We start from the raw sequence: 11,426 nt of genomic DNA, 5'->3' as shown, positions 1-11,426 counted from the left end.
AAAACTTTCAATGTGGTTAAAGGCTATTTTAGAGGGTAGTTATCCACATTGTTATACACAATTGTGCACAATTACACACAATTACGGCGGCTGCTGGCGATTTGCAACGATTAAGTGGGAATACAGGGAATACAGTGAATCGGATTATGGGTTATAGGCCAAAAATCAAAACAAAAAGCTCTAAACCGCTGATTTTTCAACGATTTAGAGCTAAACCGCGGAGTCAGAGAGATTCGAACTCTCGAGCCGCTTACGCGACTAACACCTTAGCAGGGTGCCCCTATCGGCCACTCAGGCATGACTCCACTTTGTAACTATTCAAGATAGCAACAGGTTCAAACTATATCACCTCTTGAGGACGTGCACAATGCTTAAGCGACACACCAAACGCACAAAAGAAGCTTATATAACGCGCAACAGTATTTATGCGGGATTGTGATCTCCCGAAAATGTAATCACAACAGCCAACATAACTAAAGCCATTCCGCAAACATCAATCAACGTTGGCATTTCACCAAATCCCATGCCAACAAGCGCCGCAATCGCAGGGTAAAGCGCTTGCATAACTGAATATCTTGCCGAAGATACACGCTTTAGCAAAACCTGGTCTAAAAGAGTTGGAATAAAAGACGCGCAAATCGCAATAACAACCATTAATCCAAGAAGTTTCAAAGATCCATAAGGCTGAGCAGCCCAAGTTGCACTCGATTTAGGATGCACAACATGCAAAATTGCAGGGATTCCAAGAACACTCGACTGCAAAAGCCAACCAATTAAAATAGCTATACTAACTCTGTCAATTGCATTAGAACCTCTTGCAAGCATACGCCCAGATACAATGTACATTCCCCACATTGATCCGCCAATAAGAATTGCCACTAATCCAACAAGAAAATGCGGACTTTCGTTAGAATGCATAGACGCGCTTGCAAGAAGCACAATTCCGCAAGCCGCAATAACAATACCAACGCGCTCACGCCATGTTTTACCAGTTATAACAGCAACCATTAAAGGCCCTACAAACTCAATAGTTACAGCCACCCCCACAGCCATGCAACTAATAGCTAAATAAAACATTGTGTTCATAAGAACAACAGAAATGCCTACAGCAACAACAATTGCCCATTCTTTTAACGTTTTAGGAAGAGAGTTGCGAGCGCGCTTTTTACGCGAAAAAGGTCTTCTCCAAGCAAGCAAAAACAAAGACATAAACCCAACGCGATACCACACAGAATATAGCGGATCGAGCTGGCTAAACGCGACTTTTGCTATAGACGTTGCTAGATAGACCGTTGCAGCTTCTGCAACAACGATTAGCAAAACAGGCATGCGATTTAGCGCGTTTACTATGATTTGTTTCATAAAGCATACCCTACACGGCAGTAGTTATATTTGCCAGTAGTTATTTTGCGTATTTTACACTTATTTTTCGTAAACTTATTGCGACACGCTATTGCACAAAATCGAACGTTTGTTCTACTATAAATTCATGAGCACAGCACCGCGAGTTAATGCAGCTAAACGCGATTGGGGGCGCAATGCGTCTGGCTGCACAATACTTCATATCGATATGGATGCATTTTATGCATCACTCGAGGCGGCGCGTAATCCTAGGTTACTTGGCAAACCTGTGATTATTGGTACAGGCTCGCGCTCCGTAGTTTCGGCAGCCAGCTACGAAGCACGTAAGTATGGCGTGAATTCCGCTATGCCTACAGCGCAAGCACGAAGATTGTGCCCTAATGGCATTTTCTTGTCGGTAGATATGCCATATTACGTTTCCATTTCATCTAGGATTTTTAAGGAGGTCTTTTCAAAGATCACAGATAAAGTTGAACAGGTTTCTGTAGACGAGTGTTATATGGACGTTAGCTCAGCGTTATTACGCTGGAAAACGCCCATCGCCATAGGCGAGTGGATAAGAAGCGAAGTCGCGCGCAAGTTTCACATCACTTGCTCTGTGGGGATTGCATCAAATAAGCTGATCGCAAAAATGGCGTCAACGAACGCAAAGCCAAATGGAATGTTGATTATCCCCCAAAATCGCAATGCCGACTTTGTTTCAATAATGCCATTACGAGCAATACCAGGAATTGGACCTGCGCTTGCTAAAAAACTAGCTACGTGGGGAATAAACAGCATTGAGATGCTTAGAGGTGTAGATGAGAAGACTTTGAAACGAGTTGCTGGGTCTAAAGTTCTTGCGCGAATGCTTTATAACACTTCGCGCGGAATTGACACACGGCAAGTAACGCCCCACGTTCCAGAAAAATCCATTGGTACAGAAAGCACTCTTGATAAAGACACCACGGATATTGCAGCAGTGAAAAACCTGATCAGGCACTGCTGCAACGAAGTGGCACAAGAATTACGCAATCGCAACACAATGGCAAAAACGGTAACGCTAAAATTGCGATTCAGCGATTTGCACTATGCAACAAGATGCAAAACATTAAGGAATGTAACCGATTGCGCTACAGAGATTTATAAGCACGCTTGCGATTTACTAGAATCAGTAAATCCAACGGTTCATGACCACAAATTAGGCGGAAGTCATGTTTGTTTACTAAGCTCCGTTAGGCTTGCTGGCATTAGCGTAAGCAATCTTGTAGATAAAAGCAAAGCGCTTGTTCAGCCTACGATTAGCGACATCTTAGAAGAGAACGAAAGAGAAAACACCATAAGTGGTATGCGTAAAAATTCAACAGAAATTGCGCAAAACGCAATAAAAAATACGCATGCAAGAATAAGTCACGCAGAACACGTATTAGATGCAGTAAGAAAAAAGTATGGTAAAGATGCTGCTCAAATGGGCATTTAAGCATCTTTTTTAGGAAGAGCAGCTACGCGATCTTCATCCCAGCCAGATGGGCCAGCTTCTTGCGCTCCGCCTAAATCGCCAAGTTTGTTAAAGTATTCCACAGCAGCGTCTTTATACCATTCCCACTCTTCTGGAACATCGTCTTCGTAAAAGATGGCTTCTACTGGGCATGCAGGCTCGCATGCGCCACAATCAACGCATTCGTTAGGGTTTATGTAAAGCGTGCGATCGCCTTCGTAAATGCAATCAACAGGGCACTCGTCAACACACGCTTTATCTTTAACGTCAACGCATGGCTCTGCAATAACGTAAGGCATAACAAACGCACCCTTTCACACTCAAAAATAAACTAACTCTTCTATTATAGTTCACATTACGAGTGCAAAACGCATTGAGTCGGCATACGCAATCGCATACCGACTCAATACAATCAAATCAACATCTCAAAGGCAAAGCCTATTGAGCAGATTCTTGAGCAGACCCAACGGCCGCCTCTTGAGCAGCTTCAGCTCGCGCTTGGTCTTCCGACTCGCCTTCCGCAACTTTTTCGGCTGCAGCAGCATCTTGTGCAAACAAGGTTTCTACTGGAACGCCAAGCTTCTTAGCTTTACGAATTTGCCTTCCAAGCAAAGAATTGCGGTAGGAATAGCCAAAGTACACAGTAAAGCCGATTGCAAGCCAGATTGCAAAACGAATCCATGTAAGCACAGAAAGATTTAGCATAAGCCAGAATGTAGAAAGCGCGGCAAAAATAGGCAGAACTGGATTCCAAGGAACCATAAAGGATCGATGCAAATCAGGCCTACGCATACGCATAATCGGAACGCCTGCAGAAACAAGCAAGAACGCAGAAAGCGTACCAATATTCACCATGTCGGAAAGAATTCCAATATCTAACGTAGAAGCGATTATTGCCACAACAATGCCAGAAACAATCTGAATACGTGCAGGAATTCCGCGCTTGCTAACCTTAGAGAAGCTACGTGGAAGCAAACCATCGCGGCTAACAGCAAACACAATACGTGTAAGGCCCAAAAGAAGAACCATAACAACAGTTGTTAAGCCGATTACAATTCCAAGGGAAATAATCTTAGCAGCCCAAGTTGCGCCTACAAGCTCAAAGCTCGTAGAAAGCGAAGGAGCGTCTTGCTTAGCCAAATCCTTGTAAGAGATCATACCAGTTGTAACAACAGCAACAAGAATGTAAAGAACAGTCACAATCAAAAGACCAAGACCAATGCCCCTAGGAATGTTCTTGTGTGGGTCTTTAGTTTCTTCTGCCGTAGTTGCAACAACGTCGAATCCAATGAATGCAAAGAATACAAGTGCTGCGCCAGAAAGAATACCCGTAACGCCGTAAACAGCTGGCTGCATGCCAGTAATCCACTGCCAGAGCGGCTGGCTCATAGTGCCAGAAACGTGAATACCCTTAACGCTAGCAACGTCTGTTGCAGGTGGAACAAATGGAGTGAAGTTAGACGCCTTAATGTAGAAGAATCCAACAACAACAACAAACAGAACAATACCAATCTTCAAGATTGTTAAAGCACCGTCAAAACGAGCAGAAAGCTTTGTTCCAACAACAAGCATAATCGTAAAGAACGCAACAATAACTACTGGAGCAAGATCAAAAGTAAAACCGCCAATATTTACCGAAGTAGATACGTTAAGACCAAACAAGTGCATTAAATCGTTAAGATAAACGCCCCAATATTTGGCTATAACAGATCCTGCCATAAGCATTTCCAGAATCATATCCCAGCCAATAATCCAAGCAACAAGCTCGCCGACTGTTGTATACGTAAAGGTGTATGCAGATCCTGCAACAGGAATCATCGAAGCAAACTCCGCGTAGCACATTGCAGCCGTTCCGCAAACGATTCCAGCAATAATAAAGCTAATAATCACCGCAGGTCCCGCATGGAATGCAGCTGCTTGAGCGCCAACAGAGAAGATTCCAGCGCCAACAGCAACTGCTACGCCCATAACAGCAAGATCCCAAGCATTTAATGTACGCTTAAGATGGCGATCACCATCCATTGTTTCTGCAATAGTCTGTTCAACAGACTTTTTTCTCCATATTTGCATAATCCAACCTTCTCTAAAACTACGTCTAAAACATTCCATATAAGGGTATATATGTTATAAATCGCAAAAAATACGGTTCAACTCGCATTAATCGTCATCAAACAATAATTTTTACGATATTAAAAGAGCATAGTACTTTGTCTAGCGGAAAATCACAACACAAATCGCAATTTATTATGTTAAATTATGCTAAATTTGTGTTAACAATTGTCTTAACAATCCGCACTAACGCCGATTAAAACAGGTTCTGGAACAAGTTTTACACCAAACGAATCGTAAACACCATCTATGATTTTGCGCGCCAAATCAACAATATCCTTGCATTTTGCACAACTGCGATTAGTCAACGCCAAAGTGTGTAAAGAAGATAATCCAGCTTTACTCTTTTCGCCATCACTTTGCGTAAGTCTAAATCCCTTGTGGAATCCAGCATGGTCAATAAGCCAAGCTGCAGAAGTCTTAACTCCTTTAGAGCCATCTGGCAAAGTGGCGTCAAAGCGCGGAGCGTCTTCTGGCAGCAAATCTGCTTGAGCTTTAGTCAAAATCGGGTTCATAAAGAAGCTTCCGCAACTATGGCGATCAGCATACTTAGAATCGCCTTCTAACAAATCTCCAGCAGAATAGTCTTCATTTTGAAGCCTAATCGAATACTCAACACCATTTTCGCTTTTTGCGTAGCACATCCACTTATTTGCGTAGCGCATAGCATCTTCAAGCATGCCCTTAGACGCTCTAACGCGCAGAACTTCGCGACGAATCTTAGATGTTTCCATCCTATCTCCAACTTGTACGCCAAGCGCGTGAGCAAGCTGCGAATGAGCCACAACACCTGTTTTTGAATGCTTTAAGCAAAAAGTAACAGACAAAACAACGTATCTAGGCGTTGGGAAGAAGCAGTCAGCAGCAACACCAGGCGCCTTATACATGCTTTTTTTGAGAACAGAAGTGCGGTAGCCAAATTTAAGATCTGCAAGATTCATATAAAAAGTGGTTTTATCTTTACGATCCCAAACCTCTACAGATTCAACGCTTTGCGCCACTTCTGCACCGTATGCGCCAATGTTTTGTACAACAGACGCTCCAACGGTTCCAGGAATCCCAGATAGCGCTTCTACGCCTTGCAATCCAAGCTCAATAGTGTGAGACACAAAATCATCCCAATTGCAGCCAGCCTCTGCACTAACGTGAACCAAAAAATCTCCGCTAGTTTTATCAACACCATCTATGCCAGGAGCTGCCTCATCTAAAACGCAAATCTCACGCCGAGCATCACGCACAACTACTCCGTTAAACGGTTCATCGCTTACAAGCATGTTAGATCCGCCGCCAATAACGCAAAGAGGCAATCCTGCGCAATCTGCATCTTCTACAGCTTCAATAACAGCCACTCTGCTAGTAGGCTCTACAAAACGAGCAATAGAGCCTCCAACGCCGATTGTTGTAAGATTTGCAAAAGTTGGATTATCAGATTCCAATAAGGATGATTGCATACTCATACGACTAATCCTAACAGCAATAAATAACAAAAAACCCCGCAAAACGCGGGGTAATAAAGCTATAAAACTTCGCCGAAGTTCACGCTTTTAGCGAGTCTCGCGATGGAGAGTGTGCTTGCCGCAGCGTGGGCAGAACTTGCTCAACTCAAGGCGATCAGGCGTATTACGACGATTCTTCGTCGTGATGTAATTACGCTCCTTGCACTCCGTGCATGCAAGCGTAATGCCTGGACGGATGTCTACGCTCTTACTTGCCATTTTGTTCACCTCTAGAATATTGTATGTTGACCAACTCCTGCTGGCCATTGTAGCGAGGAAGAGACTCGAACTCTTGACCTTACGATTATGAGTCGTACGCTCTAGCCAGCTGAGCTACCCCGCCAGAGAGCCTCGAGTGAGAATCGGACTCACGACCTCTTCCTTACCAAGGAAGTGCTCTACCACTGAGCTATCGAGGCGTGGCGGGTAGTGGATTTGAACCACTGAAGCACGAAGCAACTGATTTACAGTCAGTCCCATTTGGCCGCTCTGGTAACCCGCCAACGTAACCGCGCGGAGAAGAACATCTCCAAACGGCAACTTTGTTATTTTGCCACGAACGCGCGACTAATGCAAGTTCAAGACACGCCGAAAGCAAAAATCACATCTAAATGCATCTAAAAAATGCGATTATTTATATGCTATTTATCCGCTATTTATATGCCATTTAAGCAATTATTTAGCGATTATTAAGCAATTATTTAAGCGAAAAACCATCTTTCTTTAAAGACTCGCACACTTTAAGCACGCGATCATTTGCCTCAGTCTCCGCAATCGTAATGCGAATACCTTCTCCAGCAAACGCGCGCACAGAAAGACCTGCATCAACAAAACGTTGATTAGCTCGCTCTGTATCTTCACCAAACGGCATCCAGAAGAAGTTTGCGTATGGTTCGGCAACATTCCACCCTTGCTCACGCAAACCGCTTACAACGCGCGCACGCTCCTTAACAAGCGCATCTACGCGATTTCGCATTTCTACAAGCGCTTCATTCTCCAAAGACGCAAGAGCAGCCACTTGTGCAATTTGGCTTACACCAAACGGAACAGCCACTTTTCGCATGCCTTCTACAACATCTGCAGCAGCAATAGCGTATCCAATACGCAAACCAGCCAAACCGTAAGCCTTAGAGAATGTTTGTGCAACAACAACGTTTGGATATTCGCGGTAAAGTTGCATGCCATCCGCCGTACCCTTTGCGTTGTTAAATTGCACGTAAGCTTCGTCAATAAGCACCAAAACATTGCTTGGAACAGCATCCAGCACTCGTCTAGCTTCCTCGTCTGAAAGCGATGCAGATGTAGGATTGTTTGGATTGTTCAAAATAACAAGACGCGTGCGCTCATTAATCGCATCAATCATTGCGTCTACATCGTGCGACCCATCTGCGCGATTAGGGATTTTAACGCTTGTAGCGCCAGCACCTGTAACAATAATCGGGTACGCTTCAAAGCTTCTCCACGGGTATATGACTTCGTCTCCAGGGCCTGCAACAAGATTTACAAGTTGCGTAATAACCTCTGTAGAGCCGCATCCAAGAACAACCTCATCTGGAGTAACGTTAAACTTTTTAGCTAACTCTTCTACGACTTCTGTTCCGCGCATGTTTGGATAACGATTAATAACCCCAAGCGCACGGCTAGAAATGGCGCTTTTCACGCTTTCTAACGGCTCAAATGGGTTTTCGTTGCTAGAAATCTTATATGCGCGAATGCCATCTAATGCGGGCGCTGGTTTACCTTGCTTATAATTTGGCAAAGTATCTAAAATACTGCGATGTTTGTAATCCATGATTTTATAATAGTCGCGTCTTAAACAAATTAAGAAAAATTAGACAAAATAAGTAAATTAAACAAAGCTATACAAAATAAACAAAGCTATACAAATTAAACAAAAACGCTGAAAACAGCGGTAAACCGTCATTTTCAGCGCTAAATAGCTTTATATAAATAGCTTTTATTACTTGACTAATACAAGTTAATTAACCAAGCGAGTAATAAAATCAGCCAAGGATTGCAAGAACGTCACGAGACGAAACGATTAAGTAATCTTCGCCTTCGTAATGAACTTCTGTGCCACCATACTTGGAGTAAAGAATCTTGTCTCCAGGCTTAACATCCATAGGAATGCGCTCGCCCTTATCGTCTCTGCGGCCTGGGCCAACAGCCAAAACCTCTCCCTGCTGTGGCTTTTCCTTAGCATTATCTGGAATGTACAAGCCAGAAGCAGTTTGAGTTTCTGCTTGAGCTTGCTTAACAATAATCTTATCTTCCAAAGGTGTGAGCTTAATCGACACTTCGGTACCTCTTTCTAGAGAAATGTAACCTTTGCGCGAATAATGTTGACGAGGCTGACGATCACGTCAAAACTATCGAGCACTGAACCTTATAATAGCGCGTTTTTAGCACTCTACCAACTAGAGTGCTAAAATTTTAGAAAATTTTTACAAACTTTAAGCAGCGCGGCGAGCCAAAACATCCCTTAAATCGGCTTTACCAAGCGAATCTTCCGTGCTAACTGGAGGTTCTACAGTAACTTCGGTTGAATCGCTCGCGGAGTTTGGATTGCTTGAATCGAAAGCCGCCGCCAATTCGTTTGAATCGCCTGCTGCAATCGCTTTAGTAACTTGCTTTGTAGACTTTATTTCTAAGCTTTGCGGATCATTGGCGTTTATTTTGCAATCGCTGGAATCATCGCCAAACGAGAACGATATAAGATCTTGGTTAGAGTTGGAGATATCGACTTGCGAGCGCGCATCATTAGCAGCGGAAAAATCGCCAGCAACCGCGCTTTTTGCCGCCTCTTGCCTATTTGCTCCTGCTAAAGCCATGCTTATATCTCGTTGTTGCATAACTGAAGTCTCTGTGTTGTCTGGATTGCTGGAATTGTCTGAATTCTCAACATGCTCAACAACTGAGTTTACGGCAGCGTCAAAAATTGGCTCCACAACAGAATCATTAAAAGCTGCAGAACGCTTGTTATACAAAGCAACTTTTGCTTCCCACTTACGCGCTTGCTTAGCAGCCATAGAACCAAAGTAGAGAATAGTGCAAACAGCAGCAAGAGGAAGGATTGCAAACCACGCACTATAAAGGCCAGAAAGACCAGCAACAAACACAACAAGAGTTAAAAACGTTAGAGAAAGCACCAACGCACGGCGACGGCGGATTGCTGCACGGCGAAGCGCGCGAATACGAGCAACATGTTCAGGCGTAAAAACACCATTAAACTGCTTAGCGCACTTATGTTTATTAGCATTCACGCTATTGCGACTGGACTTGCCATTATTAGGCTTTGTATTCGCTTGCATCTTCGACGGCTGCATGCCAACCCCTTTCGCCATCGTGCCGCTACACGCGTGGAAAAGCGAATCACTGCTATAATCCACAATGTGCAACGAAGGTGAATACCTATCTTCGCTGTGTTCCAGCATTGACTTCATGCTGTTTTCAGTGCGTTTAGGCAACCAACCAAACATTAAGGCTACGATGATGATCAATACTGTTAACGCGCTCACCGATTCATAACCCATACGTACAAATATAAAGTGCATTAAGGATGTAAAGGCTAAAAATAAGTCGGCGTGTCGGATTTTTTGCGATTGTTTCGCAAAATTTTACAAACGAAAAAGCGTTTACGATTAGCGATTAACAGCTTTAACGAGGCGATATTATGAGCTAGGATATGTGATGGAATTATAGATTGGAGGAACCGTTGCCTACTTATCATTACCGTTGCAAGCAATGCGGATATGATTTTTCACAACATCAATCGTTTGAAGATGAGCCAATTACCGTGTGCCCAAAGTGCGGAAAGCAAGAAGTTCGTAAGGTTTTTAGCGCACCACCAATCAGCTTTAAAGGTAGCGGATTTTATCGCACCGATAAGTAACGTGCAAATAACCCATTAAAATTTGTGCATATGTGCATAAGTGAAAAAATATGACGCTACTTATGTGTGCATGTGAATAAATTGAAACTTTATAACGCCACTTATGTGCTTATGTGCGTAAGTGGCGTTTATTTTGCTACGCATGTGTGCGTATGTTAGTAATCACTTATGTTGATATGTGGATTAACACCAATCAAAAATGGCCATTTATGTGAATATGTGTATAAGTGACTATTAAGATTCATCAAAAATGTTTATATGTGCGTAAAATCCTTGTAAAATCCCCATCTAAGCTAGCCTTTAACCACATTGCACAAAAAAGCTTGCAAAAGCGCTACGCGTGATAAATGATGCTTATATGAGTACATCATTTTTACTAAAAACAGTTGGCTACAAAGCAGAAAACAAAATGCCAGTAGAGCTTATAAAGCGCAGAAAAAGGGCGCAAACCTTAAACATGCTTTCAATATTTTTTATAAGTGTTGCAACATTGTTTTCAATACACCTTATTTCAACGTTTCAAGCTACTCAAAGCGTGCCAGTAGCCATTAGAAACATAGCAAAAGGCAGCGTGATTAAACAAAGTGACCTGCATTACGTTAACGTGCCTAAAAGCAGCGTTTTTAACAATGTTCTTAACCAAACTTCTATAAACAATTCCTCTAAAAACGCTATTATTGCTGCGTGCAACATTAAATACGGAACGCCGATTTTTAGCAATCAAGTTACAAAGCAAACAAAAATTCCGCCTGGCTTTACAACGATTTCGGTTAATCTTGCAAGCAGTAGCGCCAGCCTTGCGCCAGGAGACGTTATTTCTATAGCGTTTAGCAAAGTTCCAAACAGCTTAAATACAGCCAACCATTCAACAAATCCAACACAAATAGAAACATCTAGCGACGCCAGTTTTTCCGATAACATTACTTTGCAAGACAAAAACGTTTCGCTTGTTCACAACGTAATCGTTGTTAACGTAAACAATTCTGCACAAAGCGCACTGCTAGCAATGCCAGCAGAAAACGCGTTGCAAATCATAAACACGCAAGCGATTATTCCAAACCTTGCGGTAATAGCTGTACAAAACTAGCAA

The 11,426-nt window shown here is 43.0% G+C and carries 11 protein-coding genes and 4 tRNA genes; 3 read left to right on the top strand and 12 right to left on the bottom strand.

Annotated elements, in window-relative coordinates:
- Positions 1-218: 218 nt before the first annotated feature.
- Together NYP69_RS05645 and NYP69_RS05640 are read right to left on the bottom strand one after the other, a co-directional pair.
- Positions 219-305 (bottom strand) — tRNA-Ser (locus tag NYP69_RS05645).
- Between the two features lie 118 nt (positions 306-423).
- The gene (locus tag NYP69_RS05640; RefSeq protein WP_060785857.1) at positions 424-1,362 is read right to left on the bottom strand and encodes an EamA family transporter; all 939 of its coding nucleotides are present in this window, start codon (positions 1,360-1,362) and stop codon (positions 424-426) included.
- A gap of 127 nt (positions 1,363-1,489) precedes the next feature.
- Here NYP69_RS05640 and dinB point away from each other — a divergent pair, with 127 nt between their 5' ends.
- On the top strand, positions 1,490-2,821 hold the full coding sequence (gene dinB, locus NYP69_RS05635; protein ID WP_473413021.1) for a DNA polymerase IV: 1,332 nt from the start codon (positions 1,490-1,492) through the stop codon (positions 2,819-2,821).
- On the opposite strand, the gene fdxA is transcribed toward dinB, so the two are convergent.
- The 10 genes from fdxA to NYP69_RS05585 all read right to left on the bottom strand — a co-directional run bounded on the left by fdxA (position 2,818) and on the right by NYP69_RS05585 (position 9,977).
- Complete coding sequence (fdxA, locus tag NYP69_RS05630; protein ID WP_004131685.1) at positions 2,818-3,138, bottom strand: ferredoxin; 321 nt, start codon at positions 3,136-3,138, stop codon at positions 2,818-2,820. The two genes, dinB and fdxA, sit on opposite strands and share 4 nt — an antisense overlap.
- A gap of 139 nt (positions 3,139-3,277) precedes the next feature.
- Complete coding sequence (locus NYP69_RS05625) at positions 3,278-4,909, bottom strand: APC family permease (RefSeq protein WP_473413020.1); 1,632 nt, start codon at positions 4,907-4,909, stop codon at positions 3,278-3,280.
- Between the two features lie 212 nt (positions 4,910-5,121).
- Positions 5,122-6,405: an FAD-binding protein gene (locus NYP69_RS05620; protein WP_032839354.1), complete on the bottom strand. Its 1,284-nt coding sequence runs from the start codon at positions 6,403-6,405 to the stop codon at positions 5,122-5,124.
- Between the two features lie 87 nt (positions 6,406-6,492).
- Positions 6,493-6,663: a 50S ribosomal protein L33 gene (gene rpmG / locus NYP69_RS05615; protein WP_473413019.1), complete on the bottom strand. Its 171-nt coding sequence runs from the start codon at positions 6,661-6,663 to the stop codon at positions 6,493-6,495.
- Positions 6,664-6,713: 50 nt separating this feature from the next.
- Positions 6,714-6,787: transfer RNA gene (locus NYP69_RS05610), tRNA-Met, on the bottom strand.
- Positions 6,788-6,791: 4 nt separating this feature from the next.
- Positions 6,792-6,863: transfer RNA gene (locus NYP69_RS05605), tRNA-Thr, on the bottom strand.
- A 1-nt stretch (position 6,864) separates the two neighbouring features.
- Positions 6,865-6,946 (bottom strand) — tRNA-Tyr (locus NYP69_RS05600).
- A gap of 195 nt (positions 6,947-7,141) precedes the next feature.
- The gene (gene hisC / locus NYP69_RS05595; protein ID WP_248901379.1) at positions 7,142-8,236 is read right to left on the bottom strand and encodes a histidinol-phosphate transaminase; all 1,095 of its coding nucleotides are present in this window, start codon (positions 8,234-8,236) and stop codon (positions 7,142-7,144) included.
- A gap of 211 nt (positions 8,237-8,447) precedes the next feature.
- Positions 8,448-8,741 carry a co-chaperone GroES gene (groES, locus tag NYP69_RS05590; RefSeq protein ID WP_004131681.1) on the bottom strand — a complete coding sequence of 98 codons (294 nt, stop codon included), beginning with the start codon at positions 8,739-8,741 and terminating at the stop codon, positions 8,448-8,450.
- 156 nt (positions 8,742-8,897) lie between these two features.
- The gene (locus tag NYP69_RS05585; protein WP_473413018.1) at positions 8,898-9,977 is read right to left on the bottom strand and encodes a hypothetical protein; all 1,080 of its coding nucleotides are present in this window, start codon (positions 9,975-9,977) and stop codon (positions 8,898-8,900) included.
- A 182-nt stretch (positions 9,978-10,159) separates the two neighbouring features.
- On the opposite strand from NYP69_RS05585, the gene NYP69_RS05580 reads away from it, so the two are divergent.
- The gene (locus NYP69_RS05580) at positions 10,160-10,336 is read left to right on the top strand and encodes an FmdB family zinc ribbon protein (protein WP_004131679.1); all 177 of its coding nucleotides are present in this window, start codon (positions 10,160-10,162) and stop codon (positions 10,334-10,336) included.
- A 358-nt stretch (positions 10,337-10,694) separates the two neighbouring features.
- Positions 10,695-11,423: a hypothetical protein gene (locus tag NYP69_RS05575; protein WP_004131678.1), complete on the top strand. Its 729-nt coding sequence runs from the start codon at positions 10,695-10,697 to the stop codon at positions 11,421-11,423.
- Positions 11,424-11,426: the final 3 nt, after the last annotated feature.

The organism is Gardnerella sp. c17Ua_118, from assembly GCF_055804255.1.
This window is presented reverse-complemented; position numbering and strand designations above follow the sequence as displayed.